This is a genomic window from Reyranella sp., from assembly GCF_050185545.1.
GTDB lineage: Bacteria > Pseudomonadota > Alphaproteobacteria > Reyranellales > Reyranellaceae > Reyranella.
In genome coordinates this window covers 4,230-29,893 of the sequence record NZ_JBFWZI010000081.1, presented here as the reverse complement: position 1 = coordinate 29,893, position 25,664 = coordinate 4,230, and the positions used below count along the sequence as shown (strand labels likewise).

General features: G+C 66.6%; 16 protein-coding genes. 5 read left to right on the top strand and 11 right to left on the bottom strand.

The features are described from left to right. The first annotated feature begins 82 nt into the window (after positions 1 to 82). On the top strand, positions 83 to 745 hold the full coding sequence (locus AB7O82_RS20850; protein WP_428536587.1) for a peroxiredoxin: 663 nt from the start codon (positions 83 to 85) through the stop codon (positions 743 to 745). A gap of 181 nt (positions 746 to 926) precedes the next feature. Here AB7O82_RS20850 and dxs read toward each other — a convergent pair whose 3' ends face one another. From dxs to AB7O82_RS20835, 3 genes are read right to left on the bottom strand one after another with little or no spacing between them, the layout of a single operon-like run. Next, positions 927 to 2,852, bottom strand: a complete 1,926-nt coding sequence (gene dxs / locus AB7O82_RS20845) for a 1-deoxy-D-xylulose-5-phosphate synthase (RefSeq protein WP_428536590.1) — start codon at positions 2,850 to 2,852, stop codon at positions 927 to 929. A gap of 27 nt (positions 2,853 to 2,879) precedes the next feature. After that, positions 2,880 to 3,791, bottom strand: a complete 912-nt coding sequence (locus AB7O82_RS20840; protein WP_428536593.1) for a polyprenyl synthetase family protein — start codon at positions 3,789 to 3,791, stop codon at positions 2,880 to 2,882. An 11-nt stretch (positions 3,792 to 3,802) separates the two neighbouring features. After that, on the bottom strand, positions 3,803 to 4,057 hold the full coding sequence (locus tag AB7O82_RS20835; RefSeq protein ID WP_428536596.1) for an exodeoxyribonuclease VII small subunit: 255 nt from the start codon (positions 4,055 to 4,057) through the stop codon (positions 3,803 to 3,805). A gap of 264 nt (positions 4,058 to 4,321) precedes the next feature. On the opposite strand from AB7O82_RS20835, the gene AB7O82_RS20830 reads away from it, so the two are divergent. The 3 genes from AB7O82_RS20830 (at position 4,322) to AB7O82_RS20820 (ending at position 6,926) form a co-directional block, all read left to right on the top strand. Continuing rightward, a complete protein-coding gene (locus AB7O82_RS20830) occupies positions 4,322 to 5,245 on the top strand; it encodes an IclR family transcriptional regulator (RefSeq protein ID WP_428536599.1) in 924 nt (307 codons plus the stop codon). 20 nt (positions 5,246 to 5,265) lie between these two features. Continuing rightward, positions 5,266 to 5,742 (top strand): PaaI family thioesterase, encoded by a 477-nt coding sequence (locus tag AB7O82_RS20825; RefSeq protein WP_428536602.1) that lies wholly within the window; start codon positions 5,266 to 5,268, stop codon positions 5,740 to 5,742. A 215-nt stretch (positions 5,743 to 5,957) separates the two neighbouring features. Next, positions 5,958 to 6,926 (top strand): NADPH:quinone oxidoreductase family protein, encoded by a 969-nt coding sequence (locus AB7O82_RS20820; protein ID WP_428536825.1) that lies wholly within the window; start codon positions 5,958 to 5,960, stop codon positions 6,924 to 6,926. 131 nt (positions 6,927 to 7,057) lie between these two features. On the opposite strand, the gene AB7O82_RS20815 is transcribed toward AB7O82_RS20820, so the two are convergent. The 6 genes from AB7O82_RS20815 to AB7O82_RS20790 form a co-directional block, all read right to left on the bottom strand. Further along, complete coding sequence (locus AB7O82_RS20815) at positions 7,058 to 7,510, bottom strand: GyrI-like domain-containing protein (RefSeq protein ID WP_428536605.1); 453 nt, start codon at positions 7,508 to 7,510, stop codon at positions 7,058 to 7,060. Between the two features lie 72 nt (positions 7,511 to 7,582). Continuing rightward, entirely contained in the window at positions 7,583 to 8,374 is a 792-nt protein-coding gene (locus AB7O82_RS20810; RefSeq protein WP_428620060.1) for a 2-keto-4-pentenoate hydratase, read from the bottom strand. 220 nt (positions 8,375 to 8,594) lie between these two features. Continuing rightward, positions 8,595 to 10,844: a 3-hydroxyacyl-CoA dehydrogenase NAD-binding domain-containing protein gene (locus AB7O82_RS20805; RefSeq protein WP_428620058.1), complete on the bottom strand. Its 2,250-nt coding sequence runs from the start codon at positions 10,842 to 10,844 to the stop codon at positions 8,595 to 8,597. Positions 10,845 to 10,936: 92 nt separating this feature from the next. Beyond that, positions 10,937 to 12,148, bottom strand: coding sequence for an acetyl-CoA C-acetyltransferase (locus AB7O82_RS20800; RefSeq protein ID WP_428620056.1), 1,212 nt, complete (start codon positions 12,146 to 12,148; stop codon positions 10,937 to 10,939). Positions 12,149 to 12,415: 267 nt separating this feature from the next. Next, on the bottom strand, positions 12,416 to 13,555 hold the full coding sequence (locus tag AB7O82_RS20795; RefSeq protein ID WP_428536617.1) for an acyl-CoA dehydrogenase family protein: 1,140 nt from the start codon (positions 13,553 to 13,555) through the stop codon (positions 12,416 to 12,418). A 123-nt stretch (positions 13,556 to 13,678) separates the two neighbouring features. Beyond that, a complete protein-coding gene (locus AB7O82_RS20790) occupies positions 13,679 to 15,562 on the bottom strand; it encodes a DUF3857 domain-containing transglutaminase family protein (protein ID WP_428536620.1) in 1,884 nt (627 codons plus the stop codon). A gap of 200 nt (positions 15,563 to 15,762) precedes the next feature. Here AB7O82_RS20790 and AB7O82_RS20785 point away from each other — a divergent pair, with 200 nt between their 5' ends. Then, positions 15,763 to 16,833, top strand: a complete 1,071-nt coding sequence (locus AB7O82_RS20785) for an EF-hand domain-containing protein (protein WP_428620055.1) — start codon at positions 15,763 to 15,765, stop codon at positions 16,831 to 16,833. 437 nt (positions 16,834 to 17,270) lie between these two features. Here the strand turns inward: AB7O82_RS20785 and AB7O82_RS20780 are convergent, their stop codons facing one another. Both AB7O82_RS20780 and AB7O82_RS20775 read right to left on the bottom strand, forming a co-directional pair. Next, positions 17,271 to 24,272 carry a Calx-beta domain-containing protein gene (locus AB7O82_RS20780; RefSeq protein ID WP_428536626.1) on the bottom strand — a complete coding sequence of 2,334 codons (7,002 nt, stop codon included), beginning with the start codon at positions 24,270 to 24,272 and terminating at the stop codon, positions 17,271 to 17,273. 30 nt (positions 24,273 to 24,302) lie between these two features. Further along, positions 24,303 to 25,664: DUF4214 domain-containing protein (locus AB7O82_RS20775; RefSeq protein WP_428620054.1), on the bottom strand; the 1,362-nt coding region annotated here is incomplete at its 5' end.

Here is a 25,664-nt window from a genome sequence, read left to right as displayed (position 1 = left end):
CGGATCCCTCCCAAGCCTTGACCAACGGGCCCGGAATGACGACTTTCCTTCCGTCGAAAGACAGCCAAGAGGGGGTTTCACCATGACGCTTCGCATCAACTCCACCGCGCCTGACTTCAAGGCCGAGACGACCCAGGGACCGATCGAGTTCCACAACTGGATCGGCGACAGCTGGGCAATCCTGTTCTCTCATCCCAAGGATTTCACCCCGGTCTGCACCACCGAGCTGGGCTACATGGCCGGCCTCAAGCCTGAGTTCGACAAGCGCAACACCAAGATCATCGGTCTGTCGGTCGATCCGGTGTCCAACCATTCCAAGTGGGCCAAGGACATCGAGGAGACGCAGGGCCACGCCGTCACCTACCCGATGATCGGCGATCCGGAGCTCAAGGTGGCGACCGCCTATGACATGCTGCCCGAGAGCGCCGGCACCACCTCGGAAGGCCGTACCGCCGCCGACAATGCCACCGTGCGTTCGGTGTTCATCATCGGTCCCGACAAGAAGATCAAGGCGATGCTCACCTATCCGATGAGCTCGGGCCGCAACTTCGACGAGGTGCTGCGCCTTCTCGAATCCTGCCAGCTGACCGCCAAGCACCAGGTGGCGACGCCCGTGAACTGGAAGCGCGGTGAGGACGTGATCATCGTGCCGGCAGTTTCCGACGAGCAGGCCAAGATCAAGTTCCCCAGCGGCTGGAAAGCTCCGAAGCCCTACCTGCGCATCGTTCCGCAGCCGAAGGACTGAGGACGCGCATCTCCAATTCCTCCCCCGTCATCGGGGGGAGGTGCCCCGTCATACGGGGCGGAGGGGGGAAGGCGGCAGTGAAGTTGCTTGAGATTCTGACATCGGAATCAGAAAACTGCCGACTGCGGCCTTCCCCCTCCGGCCCTTCGGGCCACCTCCCCCGTATGACGGGGGAAGCCAACTAAGCGCTCGGCCTTCTAATCGACCGCACGTCGCGGCCCAGCGCCTCGAGCGCGGCGGCGACGATCTGCGGGGCATTGAGACCGGCCCAGTCGTACTGTTTGGCCGGAGCGGCGTGATCGATGAAGCGATCGGGCAGGATCAACGGCCGAATCTTCAATCCGCCATCGAGCAGGCCGGCGGTCGCCAGATCGTGCAGGACATGGCTGGCGAAGCCGCCGATCGCGCCCTCCTCGATCGTGATCAGAACCTCGTGCTCGCGCGCCAGGCGGCGCACCAGGTCCGTATCGAGCGGCTTGGCGAAGCGCGCATCGGCCACCGTCGTGCTCAGCCCCTTGGCGGCAAGATCCTCGGCGGCAACCAGGCATTCGCGCAAGCGGGCGCCGAAATTCAGGATCGCGATCTTGGTGCCTTCGCGCACGATCCGGCCCTTGCCGATCTCGATGGGCGTGCCCCTTGCCGGCAGCTCGACGCCGACGCCCTCGCCGCGTGGATAGCGGAAGGCGCTCGGCCTATCGTCGATCGCGGCCGCGGTGGCGACCATGTGCATGAGCTCGAGTTCGTCGGCCGCCGCCATCACCACGAAGCCGGGCAGAGCGCCCAGATAGCCGATATCGTACGACCCGGCATGGGTCGCACCGTCGGCGCCGACCAGGCCGGCGCGATCGATTGCGAAGCGCACCGGCAGCTTCTGGATGGCGACGTCGTGCACCACCTGGTCGAAGGCCCGTTGCAGGAAGGTCGAGTAGATCGCGGCGAAGGGCTTGAAGCCCTCGCAGGCGAGCCCCGCGGCGAAGGTGACGCCATGCTGCTCGGCGATGCCGACATCGAAGCTGCGCTCGGGGAAGCGCTCGGCGAACTTGTCGAGCCCGGTGCCGGACGGCATGGCGGCGGTGATGGCGACGACCCGCCGATCGGCCTCCGCCTCCGCGATCAGGGCCTTGGCGAACACGGCGGTGTATTGTGGCGCGTTCGCGACCGGCTTGGACTGCTTGCCGGTGATGACGTCGAACTTGACGACGCCGTGGTACTTGTCCTCGCTCGCCTCGGCCGGCGGATAGCCCTTGCCCTTCTTGGTCACGACATGGACCAGGATCGGCTTGTCGAGCCGGCTGTCCCGGGCGTTCTTCAGCACCGGCAGCAGATGGTCGAGATTGTGCCCGTCGACCGGCCCGACGTAGTAGAAGCCCAGCTCGTCGAACAGCGTGCCGCCGGCCACGAAGCCCCGCGCGAACTCCTCGGCGCGCCGCGCTGCCATCTCGAGTGGCCGCGGCAGGGCCTCGGCAAACGTGCGGCCAAGATTGCGCAGGCTGACATAGGGCGGCCCCGACAGCAGGCGCGAGAGATGGCCCGACAGCGCACCGACCGGCGGGGCAATCGACATGTCGTTGTCGTTCAGCACGACGATCAGCCGGCTGCGCAGCGCACCGGCGTTGTTCATAGCCTCGTAGGCCATCCCGGCGCTCATCGCGCCATCGCCGATCACGGCGACCACGTGGTTCTTGCCGCCGGCGAGATCGCGCGCGACGGCCATGCCCAACCCGGCCGAGATCGAGGTCGAGGAGTGGGCCGCGCCGAACGGATCGTATTCGCTCTCGCTGCGTCGGGTGAAGCCCGACAGCCCGCCCTCCTGACGCAGGGTTCGGATGCGGCTGCGGCGGCCGGTGACGATCTTGTGCGGATAGGCCTGGTGGCCGACATCCCAGATCAGGCGGTCGTTCGGCGTATCGAACACGCGATGCAGGGCCACGGTGAGCTCGACCACGCCCAGGCCGGCACCGAGGTGACCGCCGGTGACCGAGACGGCCGAGATCGTCTCCTGACGCAGCTCGTCGGCCAGCTGACGCAGCTGTTCGGCGCGCAGGCCACGGATATCGGCCGGCGTGTCGACAGTGTCGAGAAGTGGCGTCGCGCTCTTCCTTGTCATGGATACATCATACTCCCGCCGGCGGCGCTATGCCTGCCGTGCGACAACGAATTCAGCGGCCTGCTTCAGGAGGTCGGCCGCTTCGCCGAACGGCTCGAGGTGCTGGGCTGCCTGGCGCGCCAGGAGGTTCGCCTGGGCGCGGGCACGTTCGCGCCCGAGAATCGACACGAAAGTGGCCTTGCCAGCCGCCGCATCCTTGCCGGGCGTCTTGCCGAGTTGGGCAGCGTCGCCCTCGATGTCCAGCAGATCGTCGACAATCTGGAAGGCGAGCCCGAGATCGTGAGCATAGGCCGCCAGGGCCATCCGCAGCGATTCGCTCGCCTTGCCCAGGATTGCCCCTGACGTGCAGGAAAACGAGATCAGCGCCCCCGTCTTGAGCCTCTGGAGGCGGGTGATGGCGCCGATCGACATTTCCCTGGCCGCCTGGCCCTCGGCCAGCATGTCGAGCATCTGGCCCCCCACCATGCCATGGGCACCCACCGCCTTGGCGAGCTCGGCCACCAGGTGGGTGCGCACTGCCGGGTCGCCGTGCGTATCCTCGTGGGCCAGCACCTCGAAGGCCAGGGCCTGCAGGGCGTCGCCGGCCAGGATGGCGGTCGCCTCGTCGAACTGCTTGTGACAGGAGGGCTTACCGCGCCGCAGATCGTCGTCGTCCATCGCCGGCAGATCGTCATGGATCAGCGAATAGGCGTGCACGAACTCGACGGCGCTGGCCGTGCGCAGAGCCGACAGGGCGGAAACCTTGAAAAGCGTGGCGCCAGCCAGGACGAAGAAGGCGCGCAGGCGCTTGCCGCCGTTAAGGCTGGAATAGCGCATCGCCTCGAACACCCGCGCCTCCCCGGTCTCGCCCCTGGGCAGCAGGCGTTCCATGGTGCGCTCGACCGATTGCGCAGCAAACTCCAGCGCGGCGTCGAAGCGCTTGTGTGACGACAGCGGCATGATGGGAAGGCTTACTGGAGGTCGGTGGGCTGGCTGCCGACCGATCCGTCGGCTGAAAAGACGATCTTTTCCACTTTCATCTTGGCTTCGGCGAGCTTCTGCTCGCAGTGGCGCTTCAGGAGGGCCCCCCGCTCATAGGCGGTAATGGCCTCGTCGAGCTTGACCTGGCCGCGTTCGAGCTGCTGGACGATCGCCTCCAGCTCCTTCAGGGCATCCTCGAACGACAGGGTGGTTAGTTCCTTGGGCAGCGTGGGTTCTTTTGCCAATTTCGCCTCTCGGGGGTCTCGGTTGATCGTAGCCGTCCGCGTCCGCGAGGGCCAGCGACAGGCTGTGGAGCCTGCCGCCGGTCATCAAATAACGCCTGCTTTATCGGCAAATTTCGCTCTTCGACGGCGAATCACGCAGCTGTGACATGGCGGCTTTGCACGTTCGCATGTCAAAACCTTCGTTCGCGCATTGCGGCATTGGCGAGGCGGTGGCACGTTTCGCCCCGCAACGAAATAAACGGCCATTCATAGGAGAAAAACGCAATGGGCAACGTCAGTCATCTGGTCACCCGAACCGCCGCCTTCCAGAGCTCGCTCGAGAGTGGCCTCGCCGAGGGTTCCACCGGCAAGGACCGCCAGTTCGTCACCGCGCTCGCCCGCGGCCTCGACATCCTGCGCGCCTTCCACGCCGGCGAGGGCATGCTTGGCAACCAGGAGATTGCCCATCGCACCGGCCTTCCCAAGCCGACGGTCGCCCGTCTCACCCACACCCTGACCGAGCTGGGCTACCTCAACTACATCCGCCGCTTCCGCAAGTACGAGCTCGGCGCCTCGGTGCTGGCGCTGGGCTATGCCGCGATCTCGAGCATGGATGTGCGCCGCGCCTCACGCCAGCCGCTCGAGCAGATCGCGCACGCGCTCAACGCCTCGACGGCGCTCGGCGGCCGCGACCGTCATTCGATGATCTATCTCGAAGCCTGCCGCGGCCCGTCGGTCGTGGCGATCACGCACGACGTCGGCACGCGTGTGCCGATGGCGACCACGGCGATCGGCCGCGCCTACCTGTTCTCGCTGCCCGAGGCCGAGCGCAACAAGCAGCTCGATGCCATCCGCCGGCGCTGGCGCGACGATTGGACCAAGGTCAAGACCGGCCTCGAGCGCTCGTTCAAGGAACTGGCCGACCGCGGTTTCTGCGTCACCTGGGGCGAATGGCTGCCCGAGCTGTGCGGCGTCGGCGCGCCGCTGCGCAATTCCGACGGCACGGCCGCCTACGCCATCAACGCTTCGGCGCCGATCTACCAGATCAGCCGTGACCGGCTGGAGGCCGATTGGGGTCCGCGCCTGGTCAAAGTGGCGCGCGATATTCGAACCGGCATGGCGGCCCAGCCGGCAACGGCGGCGCCGGCGGCCATGCGGCCCGTCACCAACGGGCAGCGCCCGCCACTGTCGGCCATGGCGCGCCGCTAGCCCGGCACGCGTCCTTCGACATGCCGATCCAACGACCGGCCGATGCCCGGCCGGTCGCCGCCCACGTGTTCCGCGGCTTCAACGGGCTGATCGGCCACGAGGTGGTATCCTGGCGACCCGGCTTCGTGGAGATGAGGCTCGCTGTCCGGCCGGAACTGTGCAACGCCAACGGCCTGTTGCACGGAGGTGTCCTGATGACCCTGCTCGACTCGGCGAGCGGATTCGCCTGCACGTTCAACGACACCGCGACAGCACGACGGCTGAGCGTCACGCTCGCCTTCACCACGCAATTCATCAAGGCGGCACGCGACGGCGACACCCTGACGATCCTCGGCGCCTGGCGCCCCTCGGCCAGCCAGAGCACCTTCGCTGCCGAGACCGAGATCTATGACCAGAAGGGCGACCTGATCGCCACCGGCACCGGCACGTTCCGCTATCTGAAGGGCGAACGCAGCGACGGCATGCTGACCTTCATCGAGCAGAAGGCGGCGGATTGATTCAGCACCAGGAGCGCGCCACTCATAGGCGCCAACTTTGACGGTCATTCGCTGGGAGCGCGCCACTCCCGTGGTGCTCTTCTTGTCGATCACGCAGCCTATGAGCGCCACGGGAGTGGCGCGCTCCCGGCGCAGCGAGGAACCTTTACTTCGGCCTAGCGAGATCCAGAGCGACTTATCCATCGAGCCCGCATGAGGGGTCAGACTTGAAAGCCATGATCTGCCGGGCCTTCGGCCCGCCCGAGAGCCTCGTCCTGGAGGACCTTCCGTCGCCGCCCTTGCAGCCAGGGCAGGTGCGCGTCGAGGTGCATGCGAGCGGCGTCAACTTTCCCGACCTGCTGATGCTGCAGGGCAAGTACCAGTTCAAGCCCGGCTTCCCGTTCGCGCCTGGCGGCGAGGTCGCCGGTGTCGTCGTCGAGGTCGGTCCGGGCGTTTCCCAAGTCGCCGTCGGCGCCCGCGTACGCTGCTCGGTGGGGTCGGGCGGTTTCGCCGACGAGGTCGTGGTCGCAGAAGCGCGACTGGTGCCCCTGCCGTCGGCGATCGACTTCAACACCGGCGCGGTGATCGGCTCGGCCTACGGCACGTCGCTGCACGCCCTCGCCGATCGCGCGCGCCTCGTTGCGGGCGAAAGCGTCCTGGTGCTTGGCGCCACCGGCGGCGTCGGCATGGCGGCGGTGCAGCTGGCCAAGCTCCTGGGCGCGCGCGTGCTCGCGGCGGGCGGGAGCGACGCCAAGCTGGCAAAGGTCACCGCGGCCGGCGCCGATGCCGTCGTCAACTATTCCACGGGCAACCTGCGCGAGGCGATCGCGGCGTTTACCGATGGCAAGGGCGTCGACATCGTCTACGACACGGTGGGCGGCGCCATGAGCGAGCCCGCGCTGCGCTCGACCGCCTGGCGTGGCCGCTTTCTCGTGGTCGGCTTCACCGCCGGCGAGATCCCGCGACTGCCGGCCAACCTGCTGCTGCTCAAGGGCTGCGACGCCATCGGCGTGTTCTACGGTGACTACATGCGCCGCGAACCCGAGCACGGGCGTGCCGAGTTCCGCCGCCTGCTGTCATGGTTCGAGACGGGCAAGCTCAGGGCGCCGATCGATAGGGTCTACCCGCTCGCAGAAGCGGCGACGGCGCTGCGGTCGCTGGCCAACCGCGACGTGGTCGGCAAGATCGTCATCGCGCCGCGCTGAAGCGATTCTGCCGTTGGGGGCGCGCCACTCCGATGGCGCTCATCGGCCGTTCGATAGACAAAGAATGCACACTGGAGTGGCGCGCCCCCGGCGATGACAGTTCATCGATCGGATGCGCCTCTGCTCCACGATCACGCCAGCAGGGCGTAGAGATCGGTTTCCAGCTGCGCCGGATCGACGCCCTCCCACGGGCTGTAGATCTCCCAGTTGATCCCCGAGAGCGCAAGCTGTTCCGCCTTGCACCAGTCGAACAGGGTCTGCCACGCACCCGGCATGCCGTCGAATGAACCCTCGAGCCGGAAATGCGCGGCGCGGCCTGCCGGCAGATCCGACGGCACGACGTCGCTCCGAGCAGCGAAGGGCCGCGCGACGATGGTGCCGATCTCCATGTCGAGCTTGCCTTCGGCCGGCGTCCGGAAGCGCGTGAGCGGGCGTCCAATCGGGCCGGCCTCGAGCGACGGAAGCGCCGCATCGAGCTTGGCGCGGGCGTTGCGCTGAGCTTCCGGAATCCCGGCGAACGGTACACTCGCTCTCACGATAGCAGTGAACTGGCGCTCGACGCCGACGATGCTGCAACTCGACATGACCGTCCATCCTTATCGCTTAACCTTATAGTTAAGTGTTAGGCGGCCAATCCGGGGCTGTCAACTGGAGTGCTACTTGACCGTGATCTCCGCCCCGCCCAGGCCGACGAACTCGGTCTTCGCCACGCCCGGTCCGGGCAGGAAAACCGGCGGATGGACCGACCCGGTCAGCACGACGTCGCCCGCCTTGAGATGCTTGCCATGCTCGATCAGCTTGTTGGCGAGCCAGGCGAGCGAGATCAGCGCGCCGCCCATCACGTTGGCCCCCGGCCCCGCGCCGATCTCCTTGCCGTCGAACTCCGAACGGCCCTTCACGGCGGCGAAGTCGAGCGACTGCCAGTCCTTGATCTCGGTGCCGATGATGCAGGCGGCTTGCAGCACGTCGTCGGCGATGCGACCAGGTCCGCTCAGCCTGGCGACATCGGTGTAGCGGTTCTCGACGACCTCGGAGCCGCAATAGAGATTGCCGACGAACGGCTTGATCGACTCGGCGGCGTAGCGCCCGCCGGCCGACGTCGCGTCCTTGGCCAGGCGCGCCACCATCTCGCATTCGATGCCGGCCTTGATCGGCCACCCCTTCTCGAACACCGTTCCGCTCGGCCGCACACCGCTCTGGTAGATGCCGGCGAAGACCGGGCCCGAAAGCTTCATCGGCTCGTATTGCGACGGCAGGGTGAGTGCGACCTTCCAGCCGGCCATGCGATCGCTGCCGTCGGCGGTCAGCCGGTCGTGAACGGCGAACTGCACCTTGTAGGAATCGGCTTCAGAGAGGCTCGCGGTGGCGGCGGCAAGGTCCATGGGTCTGCGGCTGCGCCGGCCCTCGACGATGCGGTCGGCGAGCGCTGCGATTTCCCTGGCGTCCATTCATTCCTCCCACTGAGACACCGAATGCGTCACTCATACTCTTCCGGACCGTGGGCGTCCCGCCCGCTCACGATCATGAGCGGGCGGGACGCCCGCGGTCCGGAAGAGCCATGCCCCCTCCGCCTGCCTGTGCGAAGCCGGAGTGGCTTCGCTTCGGCGAAGGCAGGTCGCCGCAGGACGGCGACATCTCCCCAGCGAAGCTGGGGAGCAGAACTCGGACCTACGCCGCCTTGGCCGGGTGGTAGTTGCCGTAGAAGCTCTGGCCCTTGGCGGCCATGTCGCGCAGGAGCTTCGGCACGGTGAACTGCGAACCGTACTTCTGGGCGAGCGCATCGCACTCGGCAACGAACTGCTTGACGCCGACCTGGTCGATCAGGCTGACGGCGCCGCCGGTCTGCGGCGCAAAGCCCAGGCCCATGATCGAGCCGACATCGCCGTCCTGCGGGTTGGTCAGCACGTTGGCCTCGAGACAGCGCACCGTGTCGACCGCCTGTACGTAGAGCAGGCGCTTCTTGATCTCGTCCTCCTTGGCGCGCTTCTCCTCGCCCTCGCCATAGAGCAGCTTGGGATCGGCCGGGAAGTACTTCTGCAGCTCCGGCCACAGCCGCTTCTTGCCGTCGGTCGGATACTCGTAGAAGCCCTTGCCGTTCTTGCGGCCGAAGCGCTCGAGCTTCTTGACCATCAGCTCGAGGATGTCCTCGGTGCCGGCGCCTTCGAACTTCTCGCCGGCCGCCTCGGCATCGCGCCGCGTCTGGTCCATGATCTTCCAGGAGAGGTCGATGGCGACCTCGTCGTTCAGCGCCAGCGGACCGACCGGCATGCCGGCGTAGCGGGCGCAGTTCTCGATCATCGCCGCCGGCACGCCTTCCTTCAGCAGGCGGTGGCCTTCGCTGATGAAGGCGCCGCAGACGCGGCTGGTGAAGAAGCCGCGGCTGTCGTTCACCACGATCGGCGTCTTGCGGATCTTCTGCACGAAGTCCATGGCACGCGCGAGCGTTTCGGGCGAGGTCTTCTTGCCGACGATGATCTCGACCAGCGGCATCTTCTCGACCGGCGAGAAGAAATGCAGGCCGATGAAATGCTCCGGCCGCACCGACGCCTCGGCGAGGCCGGTGATCGGCAGGGTCGAGGTGTTGGAAGCGAACACCGCGTCGGCGCCAAGGGCCGCCTCGGCCTTCTTCGTCGCCTCGGCCTTGACCTCGCGATTCTCGAACACCGCTTCGATCGCAATCTGGCAGCCGGCCAGCGCGCCGAAATCCGGCGTCGCGTGGACGCGGGCCAGCATGCCGTCGCGCTGCTCCTTGGTGAGGCGGCCGCGCTTCACCAGCTTGTCGAGCTCGTCGGCGATGTGTGCCTTGCCCTTGTCGGCCGCTGTCTGGTCACGATCGACCAGGACGATCTCGAGGCCGGCCTGCACCGATACCGTGGCGATGCCGGAGCCCATCAGGCCGGCGCCGAGGATGCCGATCTTCTTGTACTCCTGCTTCGGCACGCCCTTGGGCCGGCGTACCAGCTTGTTGGCTTCCTGCAGGCCGAAGAACAGCGTGCGGATCATGCTCTTGGCGACCGGGTCGCGCAGCAGGGAGACGAAGTAGCGCGTCTCGACCTTGAGTGCCGAATCGAACGGGAGCTGCAGGCCCTCGTAGACGCAGCTCATGATCGCCTTGGGCGCCGGATAGACGCCGTTGGTCTTGGCGCGGATCATGGCGGCGCCGCCGATGAAGGTCTGCACGCCGGGCGGGCTCCACACCTGGCCACCGGGGAAGCCCGGGATCCTGAAGCCCTTGCGATCCCACGGCTGCACGGCGCGGCCGTCGATCGGCTTGGCGCCCTTGCCGGCATACTCCGGCACGACCTGTTCGCCGGCGGGCGCGGTCAGCCAGGCCTTGGCCTTGGCCAGGAGCTCACCCGGCGGCACCACGTCGTGGATCAGACCGAGGCCCTTGGCGGCATCGACCGTCAGGTCCTTGCCTTCGAGCAGGATAGGGGCTGCATTCATGACGCCGATCAGGCGCGGGATGCGCTGCGTGCCGCCGCCGCCCGGCAGCAGGCCGATCTTGACCTCGGGCTGGCCGACCTTGGCCTTGGGGTTGGCCGCGGCGATGCGATAGTGGCAGGCGAGGCAGATCTCGAAGCCGCCACCCAACGCCGTGCCGTTGATCGCCGCGACGATCGGCTTGCCGGAAGTTTCCTGCTGGCGGAACAGGCGCTGCAGCTGGCTGAACTGATCCATCAGCTTGGCGGCATCCGACGTGTCGGTGGCGAGCAGCATCTCGAGATCGGCGCCGGCGATGAAGTCGGCCTTGCCCGAGGTGACAATAATGCCCTTGACCTTGTCGTCCTTGAGCGCGCTGTCGAGCGCACCGGCATAGGCGGTGATCGATGCCTCGTTCAGCACGTTCATCGTGCGATTCGGCATGTCCCAGGTGAGGGTGGCGATGCCGTCACTGTCGACGTTGTAGGTGATCATGGTTGCGTTCCTTCTCTTCTGGACCGCGGGCATCTCGCCCGCTTATGCATCGACAAGAGCGGGCGAGACGCCAGCGGTCCGCTTGAGCCTGACTAGACCCGCTCGATGATGGTGGCGGTGCCCATGCCGCCGCCAACGCACAGCGTGGCGAGGCCGGTCGAGAGGTTGCGCCGCTCGAGCTCGTCGAGCACCGTGCCCAGGATCATGGCGCCGGTGGCGCCCAGCGGATGGCCCATGGCGATGGCGCCGCCGTTAACGTTGATCTTGTCGTGCGGCACCTTGAGGATCTGCAGGTAGCGCAGCACGACGGCAGCGAACGCTTCGTTGAGCTCGAACAGGTCGATGTCCTTGACGCTCATGCCGGCGCGCTTCAGCGCCTTCTCGGAGGCCGGCGCCGGGCCGGTCAGCATGATCGCCGGCTCCGAGCCGATCGAGGCGAAGGAACGGATTCTCGCACGCGCCTTCAGGCCAGACCTCTCGCCGAACTCCTTGCTGCCGACCAAGATGGCGGCGGCGCCGTCGACGATTCCCGACGAGTTGCCGGCGTGATGGACGTGCGTGATCTTCTCGACCTCCGGGTAGCGCTGTTGGGCCACCGCGTCGAAGCCCGGCATCATCTCGCCCTGCATCTTGAAGCTGGGGTCGAGCGCGGCCAGGGTCTGCATGGTGGTGTTGGGCCGCATCAGCTCGTCGTGCGCCAGCAGCTGGACGCCATTCTGGTCCTTCACCGGCACGATCGACTTCTTGAAGTAGCCGTTGTCCCAGGCGTGCTTAGCGCGCTTCTGCGATTCGACGGCATAGGCGTCGACGTCGTCGCGGCTCATGCCGTACTTGGTGGCGATCAGGTCGGCCGAGATGCCCTGCGGCACGAAATACATCGGGATCGAGACGGCCGGGTCGATCGCCCACGCGCCGCCATCGGAACCCATCGGCACGCGCGACATCGATTCGACGCCGCCGCCGATCGCCGCCTGGCTCTGGCCCGACATGACCTGCGCCGCCGCCATGTTGGTGGCTTCCAGGCCTGAGGCGCAGAAGCGGTTGACCTGCACGCCCGACACCGATTCGGCGTAGCCCGCCATCACGGTCGCGGTGCGGGCGATGTCGGCACCCTGCTCGCCGATCGGCATGACGCAGCCCAGCACCACGTCGTCGACCAGATGGGTGTCGAGCTTGTTGCGGTCGCGGATCGCCTGCAAGGCGGTTACCGCCAGCCGCACCGGCGTCACCTCGTGCTGCGACCCGTCCTTGCGGCCCTTGCCGCGCGGCGTGCGAACGGCGTGGTAGATATTTGCGTCGGTCATGGTTGTTCTCCTCGACCCTCGAACCTGTCTTCCTCCCCCAGCCCTGCCGGGGTGGTGCCCCGTCTTACGGGGCGGAGGGGTCATGGACCTCTGAACCGCGGGCGTCCCGCCCGCTCTTGAGCTTGAGCGGGCGGGACGCCCGCGGTCCACATGAATCACGACCCCTTCGCCTGCCTGCGCGAAGCCGAAGCGGCATCGCTTCGGCGGAGGCAGGTCGGCGTATGACGCGACACCTCCCCACGCATTGCGTGGAGAGGACCTTGACAATCAAAGCGTACGCCCGATCAGTTCCTTCATGATCTCGTTGGTGCCGCCGTAGATCTTTTGCACGCGCGCGTCGGCGTAGAGGCGCGCGATGGGGAATTCCCACATGTAGCCGTAGCCGCCGTGGAACTGCAGGCACTGGTCGACGACCTCGCACTGTAGGTCGGTGGTCCAGTACTTGGCCATGGCGGCGGTTGCGACGTCGAGCTTGCCCTCGAGATGGCGGGCGATGCAGTCGTCGACGAACACGCGCGCCACGTGGGCCTTGGTCTTGAGCTCGGCCAGCTTGAATCGGGTGTTCTGGAAATCGATGATCTGCTTGCCGAACGCCTTGCGCTCCTTGACGTAGGCGATGGTGTGCTCCATCGCCGCCTCGATCGCGGCGATCGCCTGGATGGCGATCACGAGCCGCTCCTGCGGCAACTGCTGCATCAGCTGGATGAAGCCCATGCCGGAGCCTCCCAGCAGGTGATCGGCCGGCACCCGCACATTGTCGAAGAACAGCTCCGACGTATCCTGCGCCTTCATGCCGATCTTCTCGAGGTTGCGGCCGCGCTTGAAGCCCGGCGTACTGGTCTCGACCACGATCAGCGAGGTGCCCTTGGCGCCCAGCTTGGGATCGGTTTTGGCGACGACAACCACCAGGTCGGCAAGCTGGCCGTTGCTGATGAAGGTCTTGGAGCCATTGATCACCCAGTGATTGCCGTCCATCACCGCGTTGGTCTTGACCGACTGCAGGTCCGAGCCGGTGCCGGGCTCGGTCATGGCGATGGCGGTGACCAGGTCGCCCGAGCAGGCCTTGGGAATCCATTTCCGCTTCTGCTCTTCCGTGCCGTAGTGCAGCAGGTAGGGCACGACGATGTCGTTGTGCAGCGAGAAGGCCGGTCCCGAAGCCAGCGCCCTGCCCTGCTCCTCGATCAGGATGGCGCTGTAGAGGAAGTCGGCGCCGGCGCCGCCATAGGCCTCCGGCATGGTCATGCCCAGGAGCCCCTGCTCGCCCGCCTTGCGCCACAGCTCGCGCGGCACAATGCCCTCCTCCTCCCACTTCATGTGGAAGGGCACGACCTCCTTTTCGAAGAAGCGCCGGCAGGTGTCGCGGAACATCTGGTGTTCGGGAGTGTAATGGGCAGCCAGCGCGGTCACTCGGCCTTCCTCCGATCAGTGTGTCGACGGTCTTCTCAGCGAAACTTTGAGCCGCCGGCGGCTGGTCCGCCAGCGCTGGCGATGTAGGTTACCTTTACGTAAACGTCAACTGAAGCCGGCCGTTCAGGGCTGCTGGTCGAAAACCACCACGGAGCGGTAGTCGCGCCGCAGGTTGGACAGGAAGCCGACGAGCTCCTTTGACTGCTCGGGCGTGCAGACCTGACTCTCGGGATGGGCGGTGAACTCGCGTCGCACGACGAGCGTGCCGTCGCGGAACGAATAGGACGAACTGTACTCGGCAATGGCGACCGACCAGTGGCGGTCGGCCGGCAGTCGCGCCGGCTTCATGCCGCGCGGCAGAATGACCTCGATGGTCTCGACCTGGCGGCCGGCATGGCAGGCAAACGGCCGGGTGCGCGCCACGTCGTGGCTGCCGACCAGGAAGCCACCGGGCCGCTGCAGGAAGCGCAGGCCGGGCGGCGGCATCAGGGCCTCGCCGGCCGCGAGATCGATCGCATCCGACAGCTTGAACTCGCCGGCGATCTCGGCCGAGCCATCAGCAGTCTGGGCAGGCCGCTTCGTCCACTGGCCCCTGCCCGGCGTGCCGAAGTAGCGCAGCTGGACGGCGGCCCGGGCGGCGTCGGACCTGGCCGCCTGGCTGCGCAGGTCGCCGGCCATGGCGCCAGTCGCCGTCTCGCGCGTCGAGCCGCTCATGGTCCCGTCGGACCAGATCGTCACCGTCGTATGCGTCTCGGCGACATTGTCCTCGGCGCGCTCGCGCGGCAGGCGGGCGACCCGCGACTTGCCCACGACGGCATGCAGGACCGGCTTGTCCGCATGGTTCCAGCGCAGCGCGCCGAACGACGAATACTGCGAGGTCGGGTCGACGTAGAGGTCGAGCCCGGGCAGGTAAAGAATCACATGATCGAAATCGGCGACCGGCGTCTCGGGCAGCACGTAGCGGCCCGACGCGATGTTCATGAGCGCCGGCTCGCTCTCGATGCCGCGCGCGGACAGCAGCGCGCCGAGAAGCGCCACCTGGGCTTTGCAGTCGCCGTAGCGGTTGCGCACCGTCTCGATCGGCGCCGTCGGCGTCAGCTTGCCCCGGCCGATCGACACGGCGACGTAGCGCACGTTGCGCTGGGTCCATTCGAACAGCAGGCGGGCCTCGGTGGCGCGGTCGGACGCCGCGCCCACTATCTCCGCCGCCAGCGCCGCGATCTCCGGCGTCGGCATCGCCGCCGCGGCATGCAGCTTGCCGTAGTGGTCGCCGATCTCGGCATAGGAACGGAAGGTCGAAACGACAAAGCGCGGCGCCCAATCGAGCGGCGACGTCGATCCAGCCTCCTCGACGATCGCCCTCTCGTTGCGCCAGGAGTACGTCTGGCGTACCCGATCGGCATCCGATTCGACCTGATAATCGAGGCGGTGATGCTCCTCTGCGAGGGCCATGCCGGCGGGCCGCTCGAAGATCCGCTCGGACCGTGCCGTCCGCGTCGTCGTGCGCCACGCCGCGCTCCAGGAAAAGCCCGGCCAGGTGAGCTCGGTGGAGGTCAGGCGATAGACGTAGCGGATCGAATCGCCGGCCTCGAGATCGGGAAATACGATGCTGCGCGTCCTGAGGTCGGTGTACAGCGCCACCTCGCGCCCGACCTGCGGGGCGATGTCGAGGATCTTGTCGGCTGCGACCGGCAGGCGGCGGCCATCCGCCTTGAGCGTCAGCGCCTCCAGGATTTCGATCTTCTGGACACTCGCCTGGTAGGAGATGTCGATGCGCCCGCCATCGCGCGCCGCCTGCGCGTCGTGTGCCTTGCGCTCCGCCTCGAGCAGCCCGACCCAGCGCCCGTCGGCGGCGATCGTGTAGACGTGACGATCGACCATCCAGGTGAAGCCGGTCTCGTTGGCCCGGGCGGCCGATCCGGCGAGCCAGGCCGCCAGGACAAGTGCGAACGAGACGATCCAGCGTCCTGCCCTTCGACGATTCGCCGCGCTCCCGCTAGCCTGCATCCCCACGCCCCCGCGACCATACGGCCGACCGTGGACCGTTTCGTCGATTTTAATCGACAGGCGCGCCACGACAAGACCGGCTAGACTGGCGGCGCGCCACGGTTTCGACGCGATTGCAGTCCAAGGATGTAATGCAGTGCAGCGTGCGACGCACTGGGCGTTGTCATCCAGCATTCTGGCAGCACTGCGGACCTACATTGATGCGACTTCTTTCCACCGTTCTGGTTTCCACCTTCGCGCTTGCGACCTCCACCTTCGCCCAGACGCCCCCCACGCAAGGCTGGCCGGCCAGCCGGCCACCCGCCACGCCGCCCGCACAGTCCAGTCCGCCCGCACAACCCAGTCCACCTGCTCAGGCCAGTCCACCCGCGCAAGCCGGCCAGGCGCCGGCGCCGGTTCCCCTGCCCTCGTGGTTCGCCGAGATCGATGTCGACAAGAAGGGCGAGATCACGCGGGCGCAGTTCCTGGCATATCGCATGAAGTCGTTCGAGGACCTCGACACCAACAAGGACAACAAGCTCTCGCTCGAGGAATACAGCAGGGTGGCCGAGCCGCCCTTCTCGGTCGACACGCCGGGCGGCCCCTCGCTCGAGGAGCGGCGCAATCGTGCGAAGGCCGAGTTCCAGAACCTCGACACCGATCGCAGCGGCTTCGTCGAACGGGCCGAGGCGGAGGTCCTGGTCCATTCCGAGTTCAACCAGTACGACACGGACCGTGACAATCGCCTCACCGAGCCGGAGGTTCGCCTGATCGTACAGCGCGCGATGGCGCGCCAATCGGCCGAGCGGCAGCAGATCGAGGCCCGACGGCGCGAAGGGCTCACGGCACTCAATGATCTGATGGACATTCATCTGCGCGATGCCGACCGCCTGGACAAGGACCACAATGGCCGCATCTCGCAGCAGGAGTACCTGGTGCTCGCCGGACCTGCCGACGGCAAGGAGGCGCAGGGGCTGCTGCCCATCGATATCCGCCGCAAGCTCATCATTCGAAAGTTCCAGGACATCGACATCGACAAGGATGGCATGCTGAGCCGGGTCGAATTGACGGCCTATGCCCTGCGCCAGTTCCTCGAGAGCGACCTCAACAAGGACCGCTTCCTCGACGAAGCGGAAGGCAAGAAGGCGCAGGAGCGGGAAACCGAGAAGGTGCGCGCCTTCCTTCAAACGCTGCAGCCGCAGGCCCCCCCTCGGCAGCAGCAGCAGCGTCCGGCGCCGGCACAACCACGCCAGCCGCAACCGGCGCCCGGCCTGCCGCAGGGAACACGGTAGGCCACCAGCGCACATTCTGCCCGAGAGGGAAACTTTTCACGGCCCGATTTTGCGTCATTTGCGTCTTTGCGTCAGTGCCCCTTTGGAATCAAGCACTTGCGACTGACGCAAAAGCAGAAGTCGAAAGCGGTTTTGCGTCAGTCAAGCATTTTGCGTCAGCCAGGTGCGCTACATCGGTTTTGCTCGCCGGCGCGGCGAGCATCCGATCCGCCTGCGCACCGCGGCCGAACGCGCCCTCGGTCACACCCTCGCGCTTGTGCATTATTCATCCTCCTTGATGCTGCGCAGTCACCGGCAACGTCTCGTCGCCTGCCCCTGCCACGCTAGGCGAGATTTTCGCGACGTCAACCCCGCCCAGCAGAGAAGCGGCAAGAACCACCTCGATCCTATCCAGGTGCGGCGACATGCGAGTCGTGATCGTCTTGACTCATCGCATCCTACGCATGCGTCGCGATCAGCACCTCGGCATTCCTGATCCCGGTCAGCACGCTTTGCGGCTCGGCCGACACCGTATCGAGCAGCGCCGTGGCCGCGGCGATGTCGCTCGCCCCCGCCCAGATCGTGTCGTGCGCCTGCTGCTCGTGCACGTACTCGAGGCTCACCGCAACCTTGCCCATCAGGGTGGTGATGTCCTGGCCCGCCGCCGTGTCCTGCGCCCCGCTCATGATGTTGACCAGCACCGAGCCCACGAACTGCCCGGCCTGCAGCGTCTGCTTGATCTGCCCCGTCCAGTAGGCCAGCCCCGCCGCATCCGATGAGCGGTTGAACAGGTTGTTGTAGACACTGTCGAGGAAGGCGCTGATCTCGCCGTCGCTCGCTCCGAACGGGTTGACCAGGAAGGGATAGAGCGCCTTGGCCTCGGCGCTGATGCCGAACGAGCTCGCGATGTTGGCGAACAGCGCCGCCGCCCCCTGCGTCGGCAGGTTCTGCACGAACTGGCCAACCCAGAACTCGAAGCCCGCGACATCGGCGGCACGGCCGAAGAAGGCGGCATAGGTCGAGGCGATCTGCTGCTCGGCATCGAGGGCCAGCAGGTCGAGGGTCGTCGACATCCCGACCTGGACCGGCACGACGTAGAGCAGCGCCTGGCCCTCCCCCGCGCCGCTGCCGTTCGTCGCCTGGTAGGAGAACGAGTCGGTGCCTGCGAAGCCCCCCGCCGGCGCGTAGCTGACCATGCCGTCAGCGGCGAGCTGCACGGTGCCGTGACCCGTGCCGGCGACCAGCGTGGCGGCTGTCGCGCCATCGTCGTTCGACAACACGCTCGCTGCCAACGTCAGCGACTTTCCCTGCAGCACGATGAACGCGTCGTCGTGTGTCGCAACCGGTACGATCGCATCCTCGACCGGGTTGCTGTCGGCAATCTGCGCAACCGACGTCAGCCGTGGGGCAACGACGGTGCTGTCGCCGCCGAACTGCTGGTCGCCCCACGTCACGACCGACCCGTCGGCCCTGAGTGCCGCGAAGGCGACGCTGGTCGCGTAGAGCTGCACGACGTCGATGGTCCCGTCGAGCTTCGCCTGCACGTCGGTGTCGTTGCCGCCGCCCAGGAAGCCGCCCCAGGTGACGACCGAGCCGTCCGACTTCAGGGCGGCGAAGGCGTGGTCCGTGGCAGCGATGCTGACGACGTCATGAAGCTCCGCCTCGACCGCGCTGTGATCGCCGCCATAGGATCCATAGCCCCAGGTCACCACCGAGCCGTCGGCCCTGAGCGCCGCGAAGGCGGAGCTGTTGGCGTAGATCTTCTTCACCTCGATGGTGCCGTCGAGCCCGGCCGCCACCACCTCGCTCGAACCGCCACCGCCTGCGTCGCCCCAGGTCACCACCGAGCCGTCCACTCGCCGGGCGGCAAAGGCCGTATTGGTGGAGGCGATGGCGACGACATCCAGCGCTCCGTCGAGCCCCGAAGCGACCAGCGTGCTGTTGCCGCCATTGTTGGGATCGCCCCAGGTGACGACCGAGCCGTCCGCCCGAACAGCGGCGAAGGCGGAGGTCGTCGAAGCGACCCCGAGCACGTCGACCGTGCCGTTCAGCGCCGACGCGACAGCGCCGCTGTTGCCGCCGTCATTGGCATTGCCCCAGCTCACCACCGATCCATCGGCGCGCAGCGCGGCAAAGGCGGATCCCGTGGCCGCGATGCTCATCACGTCCACCGTGCCGTCGAGCTGCGTGGCGACGGCGCTGCTGTCGCCGCCGAGAATAGGGAATCCCCAGGTCACCACGGAGCCGTCGGCCCGCACCGCGGCAAAAGCCGACAGGCTTGAGAAGATTCCGGTAACGTCGATGCCGCCGCCGAGCTTGCCGGCGACCGCGACGCTGTCGCCGCCGTTGCCAGGATCGCCCCAGGTCACGACCGAGCCGTCGCCCCGCAACGCGGCGAACGCGGTCGCGGTCGAGAACAGGCCGATGACGTCGACCCTGCCGTCGAGCGCACTGGCCACCGGCCCGCTGTTGCCGCCCAGGTTCTGGTTGCCCCACGTGACGACAGAGCCGTCCCGGCGCAGGGCGGCAAAGGCGAAGGAATTCGACGCGACCTCGATAACGTCGTGCAGCTGGCCTGCCACGGCGCTGCTGTCGCCGCCGTTCTGGGCATTGCCCCAGGCGACGACCGATCCGTCCCCCGTAACCGCGGCGAAGGCGAAGTCGTTGCCGAACGCGCCGGTGGAATGGCCAGGGAACGACGTGACGCTGACGGCCGGCGACCCCACCTTGACGCCCGGGTCCATGTCCGGCGGGGCGCCGACCGCGGGAATCGCGTTGTCGATGGTCCCGCCAACCGAACCGGCGGAGTCGATGATGTAGGCGGTGGCGTAGTCGAACCAGTTGAAGGCCTGCGCGTCGGCTTGGCTCTCGTAAAGATTGAGCCAGAAATGCTCGCTGCCTTCGAAGTGGCCATCGGCGAACGTGCCGATGGTGACGGTCTTGGTGGTCTCGTTGGCGGCGAACGTGACCGCGAGACCGGTGAGGCCTGAATAGTCGCCGGCGCCGGCGCTCGCAGTGCCGGCCTGTGTCCCGACATAGATCGTCGACGCACTGCCGGTGCCGCTGCGCACGATCGTGAAGGTTATCCCTCCGCCTTCGATGACAGGCGACCCCTGCGGCGCGCTGCTGGTCACCGTGTAGACGTAGCCGCCCACCGCGGAATCGGCGACGTAGGCCGTGGCGTAGTCGAACCAGTCGAGCGTCAGGGCATCGGCGTACGTTTTGTAGAGATTGAGCCAGAAATACTCGGCACCTTCGACGACCCCGTCGGCGTAGGTCGAGACGGTAACGGTCCTGGTGGTCTCGTTGGCGGCGAAGTTCACCGCGATGCCCGTCAGCTCCTGGTAATCGCCCTCGTCGGAAGTGGCCGTGCCGGCTTCCGTGCCGACATAGACCGTCGATGCGGTGCCACTGCCACTGCGCGTGATTGTGAACGTGATCGTGCCGCCCTCGACGACGGGCGATCCAGAGGTCGCACTGCTCGTCACACCATAGCTGTAGCTGGCGACAGCAACGTCGGCGATGTAGGCGGAGGTGTAGTCGAACCAGTTGACGTCGAGCGCGTCGGCGTAGGTCCGATAGAGATCGAACCAGAAATACTCCGTGCTCTCGGCGATGCCGTCGGTGTAGGTGGCGACGGCGATCGTCTTGGTCGTCTCGTTGGCGCCGAAAGTCACCGCTTCCGCGAAGACGCCCTGATAGTCGCTGTCCCCGGCGCTGCCGTTGGGCGTGCTCACATAGACGGTCGAGGCGGTGCCGCTGCCGCTGCGCGTAATCGTTAAGGTGATCGTGCCACCCTCGCCGACTGGCGCCGTGACCGGCGCGTTGCTGGCGACGGTGTAGGTGTAGTTGGCCACCGCGGCGTCGGCAATCGAGCCGCTGCCGTAGGTGCTGTAGCTGCTGTCGCTGTAGTTCTTGTACAGGTCGAGCCAGAAGTACTCCTCGCCCTCGGTGATGCCGTCGGTGTAGGTGGCGACTGTCACCGTCTTGCTCGTCTCGTTGGCTGCAAAGGTCAGCGCGAGCTTGTCGATGGCCTGATAGTCGCTGTTGCCGGCCGTGCCCGGGCTCGTGCTGAGATAGACGGTCGAGGCGCTGCCGCTGCCGCTGCGCGTGATCGTGAAGTTGATCGTGCCGCCCTCGGTCACGGGCGCTCCCGAGGGGGCGCTGCTGGTGACCGTGTAGCTGTAGTTGGCCGTCACGGCATCGGCGATGTAGGCCGAGGCATAGCCGAACCAGTTGAAATCCACGGCGTCGGCGTAGCTCTGATAGAGATTGAGCCAGAAATACTCGGTCCCCTCCGTGACTCCATCGGTATAGGTGGCGACCGTGACCGTCTTGCTGGTCTCATAGGCAGCAAAGTTCACGGCGATGCCGGCAATCCCCGCGTAGTCCCCGCCGCCGGCGCTGGCGGTGCCCGCCTCGGTGCCGACATAGACGGTCGATGCCGTGCCACTGCCGCTGCGCGTGATCGTGAAGGTGATGGTGCCGCCCTCGGTCAGCGGCGACTCGAATGATGCACTGCTGGTGACGGCGTAGCTGTAGGTGGAGACCGCCGCATCGGCGATGTCGGCGCTGCTGAAAGCGGAATAGGTGCTGTCGCCGTAGTTCTTGAACAGATCGAGCCAGAAATACTCGACGCCCTCGGACACGCCGTCGGTGAAGGTGCTTACGGTGACGGTCTTGGTCGTCTCGTAGGCGGCGAATGTCACCGCGACCTTGTCGAATGCCTCATAATCACTGCCATCGGCCGTGCCGGGCGTCGTGCTGAGGTAGACGGTGGATGCCGTGCCGCTGCCGCTGCGCGTGATCGTGAAGGTGACCGTGCCGCCTTCGCTCGCGGGGCTGCCGTCGGGTGCGCTGCTGGTTATGGTGTAGCTGTAGTCGGCGGCGACGGCGTCCTGGATCGACGCCTTGCTGAAGGCCGAGTAGCCACTGTCCGACAGGTTGCGGTAGAGGTTGAGCCAGAAATACTCCGTCCCTTCGATCAGCGAGTCGGTGAAGGCGCTGATCGTGATGGTCTTCGTTGTTTCGTAGGCTGCGAAGGTCAGCGCCTGCCTCTCGAGCGACTGATAGTCGCTGCCGTCGGCCGTCCCCGGTGCCGTGCCGAGATAGACCGTGGAGGCGGTGCCGCTCCCGTCGCGCGTGATGGTGAAGGTGATAGCGGTTCCCTCGACGGTGGGAGTGCCTTCGGAGGAGTTGGTGATCGTGTAGTTGTAGTCGAGCTTCGGCTTGTCCTTGATGAAGGCGGTGCCGTAGGTGGCGTGGAAGCCGTCGGTGGCGTTGAGATAGAGGTCGAGCGTAAAGAACTCGTCGGTCTCGAGCCACCAATCCTCGTTGGTCTGGACCGTCACCGTCGCGACGGTCTGGTTTGCCGAGAAGCTCACGGACTGCAGCGCCAGCTGGCTGTAGTCGGCGTTGCTGGCCGTGCCGGGCGCCGTGGCAACGAATACCTCCGACTTGGTGCCACTGCCGCTGCGGGTGATGGTGAAGGTGACGGCGCCGCCCTCGAGGATGCCATCGGCCGGGCTGCCGGCGGACGATTTGACCGTGTAGCCGTAGTACGGCAGGGCGGCATCCTTGATGAAGGCCGAGGTGGAAGCCGACTTGGTGGTCGTGGCCAGGTTCTCGTAGAGATCGAGATGGAACGATTCGGTGCCTTCCGACACGCTGTCCTGCAACGCGGCGACGGTCACGGTCTTGGTCGTCTCGTAGGCGGCGAATGTCAGCGGCGACTTGTCGAGGCCCTGGATATCGCCGGCAACGGCCGTGCCGGCCGACGTGCTGAGATACACTGTCGAGGCACTGCCACTGCCGCTGCGCGTGACCGTGAAGACGACCTGGCCGCCCTCTGTGACGGCGCCGCCGGCCGTCCCGGCGCTCGACGTGATCGTATAGACGTACGAGGCCGCGGCTGCGTCCTTGATGTGACCGGTGGCACTGCCGACGCTCGCCGCATCGGTCGCCGCCTTGAAGAGGTCGAGCCGGAACGATTCGGTGCCCTCGTTCAGGTTGTCGACGTAAGTGTTGATCTTGACCGTCCGGGTCGTTTCGTAGGCGGCGAAGTCGACCGCGACCTTGTCGATACCGGCATAGTCCCCGGCGCCGGCCGTGTCGGGGGAGGTCGATACGTAGACCGTCGAGGCCGCGCCGGTGGCGCTGCGGGTGATCGTGAACGTGACCGCCTGCCCCTCGATGACCGGCGAGGCGTTGGTCGTGCTCGAGGCCAGCGAATAGTTGAAGGTCGGAGCTACCGTCACCGGGTCCGAGATCGCCACGATGCCCTTGACCGTCGAGTTCCAGAAATCGCCGAGCGAAGCCTTGAACTCCACGTTGTAGCTGCTGCCGGCGCCGCCCCAGGGATTGCGGATGGTGAACTTGTCGGTGCCGGCGTCGTAGCCCAGGATCATGAAGGCATGGCCCGCGACCAGATTCTGCTTGCCGTTCCCGGCGTCATAGGAGTTGCCGAACGAGCCCAGCCAGCCGACCGCGCCCTGGTTTAGCGCGTCGATGATTGTCTGCCTGTACGTCAGCGGATTGGTCGAGGTGTGTTCCGCCGTCTTGAAGTCGTCGGGAACACCCGTGTAGTAGGCGGAATAGTAGGTGTATCCGAGGTTGGCGACCTGGCGAATCGGATTGGCCCAGCCGCCTTCGAGCGCCTGGTAGCTCGCCTCGCCCGCCCAGTTGTCCGCATTGTTGATGTTGGCCTGGGCATTGAGCTGGACATAAGCCTTCTCGAACAGGGTGACCCATGACTCGCCGCTCAGGCTGTGTGCGGTATTGCTCGCCACGGCGACCTGGCCGTTGGCCTTGACGGCCACACTTTGGTTGACCGTCACGTAGACCGGCGCGCCGTTCAGGTAGAAGCGGACACCGTAGGTGCCGTTGCCGTTGTCGATGAAAGCGCTGACGATCAGCGAGGGATCGACGTCGGCAATCGCGCCCAGGCTGGCGACGAGGTAGCAATCCCCTGCATTGCCCTGATTGATGTCGGATGGCGCGGCGCCGCTCACGAACAGGGGGCCGGTTGCCGTCGCGTAGTCGAAAACGCCGGAAGATGCCTTGCTGTTGGCGGTATCGCCGCCGACGACCGGCATCGGCAGGTCCGTGCCGAGGAACCACTTGGCGACCAGGCGGTCGGCATTCAGCTCCGACATGCCGGCCGACATGTTGCCGAGCGGCGCCACGTCCGAGATCTGCTGGGCGCCGCTCCACCACTTGGCGTTGGCCGGATTGGTATAGATGACGCTGTAGGAGATCGACTTCACGTAGTCGCTGGCGAACAGCGCGGCGCAGTTCGTGTAGACAGCCTTGAGATCGTCGTAGTCGGTGGCCGAGATACCGCCCGAGGTGGCGGTATCGAGCAGGGTGAACATCTCCTGATAGCTCACCACATTGTCGGCCACCGCCTGGACGGCCAGCGCCTTGATCTGGCTGTTGCCGAGAGTGTCCGTCCAGGCCATAGCGCCGTCCCCCAAATCAGCGAAGTGCCGTCAGCCGTGTGCGGCGATCAGGTCCTCCGCGTTGCGTACGCCGACGAGCACGCTCTGTGGATCGGCCGTCACGGCCTCCAGCAGCGTCGTCGCCGCGGCAATGTCGCTGGCCCCCGCCCACACCGTGGCATGCTCCTCCTGCTCGCGCACGAACGCAAGGCTCACCGCAACCTTGCCCATCAGGCTCGTGATGTCCTGGCCCGCCGCCGTGTCCTGCGCCCCGCTCATGATGTTGACCAGGATCGAGCCCACGAACTGCCCGGCCTGCAGCGTCTGCTTGATCTGCCCCGTCCAGTAGGCCAGTCCGGCGGCATCCGACGAGCGGTTGAACAGGTTGTTGTACACGCTGTCGAGGAAGTCGCTGATCTCGCCGTCGCTCGCCCCGAACGGGTTGACCAGGAAGGGATAGAGCGCCTTGGCCTCGTCGGTGATCCCGAACGAGCTCGCGATGTTGGCGAACAGCGCCGCCGCCCCTTGCGTCGGCAGGTTCTGCACAAACTGGCCGACCCAGAACTCGAAGCCCCCGGCATCGGCGGCGCGGCCGAAGAAGGCCGCATAGGTCGAGGCGATCTGCTCCTCGGCGGTGAGCGTCAGCAGATTGAGCGTCGTCGACGCGCCGACGTTGACCGGCACGACATGCAGCTGCACCTCGCCGTCGGCCACGCTGCCGCCGTTGCCGGCGCGGTAGGCGAACGAATCGATGCCGAAGAACCCGGTCGCGGGAGCGTAGGTGAAGGTCCCGTTGCCGGAAAGCTGCAGCGCCCCATGCGCCGGCCCCGACAGCAGCGTCGCCGTCGTGGCCGAGACGTCGTTCGACAGCACGCTCGCCGTCGCCGTCAGCGACTGGCCCTGCAGCACCACGTAGGCATCGTTGTAAGCAGTCACCGCGACCGCGATGTCGTCGTTCTGGATGGTGCCGCCAGCCGAAGCGACACCCACCACCAGCCCGGCCGACGGGCCCGACAGAGTGACGGTGTAGCCCTCGTCGGGCTCCACCGTGGTATCGCCGCCGACGTTCACCGTCACGGTCTGGCTGGTCTCCCCGGGCGCAAAGCTCACCGTCCCGGTCGGCAGCGCGCCGCCGTCGAAGTCGGCGCCGTCGGCCGCATGATCTCCCGAACCCGTCACCACGTAAGAGAAGCTGTGCGCGACGGAGACGTCGCCGCGCAGCGCCAGCGTGAAGGTGAACACGGTCGGCCCGGCATTGCCTTCCGCCAGGACCGTCGACTGCGCCGCGATCGACACCGTCGCGTCGTCGTTCACGATCGTGCCGGACGCCGAGCCCGTGCCGATCACGAGGCCGGCCGACGTCGCCGCCAGGCTGACCACGAACGCCTCGTCCGGCTCCACCTCGGTATCGGC

What these genes read in the sequence shown, in the direction of transcription:
- AB7O82_RS20850 (WP_428536587.1), top strand. Translation starts at nt 83, where the DNA reads ATGACGCTTCGCATCAACTCCACCGCGCCTGACTTCAAGGCCGAGACG.
- AB7O82_RS20830 (WP_428536599.1), top strand. Translation starts at nt 4,322, where the DNA reads ATGGGCAACGTCAGTCATCTGGTCACCCGAACCGCCGCCTTCCAGAGC.
- AB7O82_RS20820 (WP_428536825.1), top strand. Translation starts at nt 5,958, where the DNA reads ATGATCTGCCGGGCCTTCGGCCCGCCCGAGAGCCTCGTCCTGGAGGAC.
- dxs (WP_428536590.1), bottom strand. Translation starts at nt 2,852, where the DNA reads ATGACAAGGAAGAGCGCGACGCCACTTCTCGACACTGTCGACACGCCG.
- AB7O82_RS20785 (WP_428620055.1), top strand. Translation starts at nt 15,763, where the DNA reads ATGCGACTTCTTTCCACCGTTCTGGTTTCCACCTTCGCGCTTGCGACC.
- AB7O82_RS20780 (WP_428536626.1), bottom strand. Translation starts at nt 24,272, where the DNA reads ATGGCCTGGACGGACACTCTCGGCAACAGCCAGATCAAGGCGCTGGCC.
- AB7O82_RS20805 (WP_428620058.1), bottom strand. Translation starts at nt 10,844, where the DNA reads ATGATCACCTACAACGTCGACAGTGACGGCATCGCCACCCTCACCTGG.
- AB7O82_RS20810 (WP_428620060.1), bottom strand. Translation starts at nt 8,374, where the DNA reads ATGGACGCCAGGGAAATCGCAGCGCTCGCCGACCGCATCGTCGAGGGC.
- AB7O82_RS20800 (WP_428620056.1), bottom strand. Translation starts at nt 12,148, where the DNA reads ATGACCGACGCAAATATCTACCACGCCGTTCGCACGCCGCGCGGCAAG.
- AB7O82_RS20790 (WP_428536620.1), bottom strand. Translation starts at nt 15,562, where the DNA reads ATGCAGGCTAGCGGGAGCGCGGCGAATCGTCGAAGGGCAGGACGCTGG.
- AB7O82_RS20825 (WP_428536602.1), top strand. Translation starts at nt 5,266, where the DNA reads ATGCCGATCCAACGACCGGCCGATGCCCGGCCGGTCGCCGCCCACGTG.
- AB7O82_RS20840 (WP_428536593.1), bottom strand. Translation starts at nt 3,791, where the DNA reads ATGCCGCTGTCGTCACACAAGCGCTTCGACGCCGCGCTGGAGTTTGCT.
- AB7O82_RS20815 (WP_428536605.1), bottom strand. Translation starts at nt 7,510, where the DNA reads ATGTCGAGTTGCAGCATCGTCGGCGTCGAGCGCCAGTTCACTGCTATC.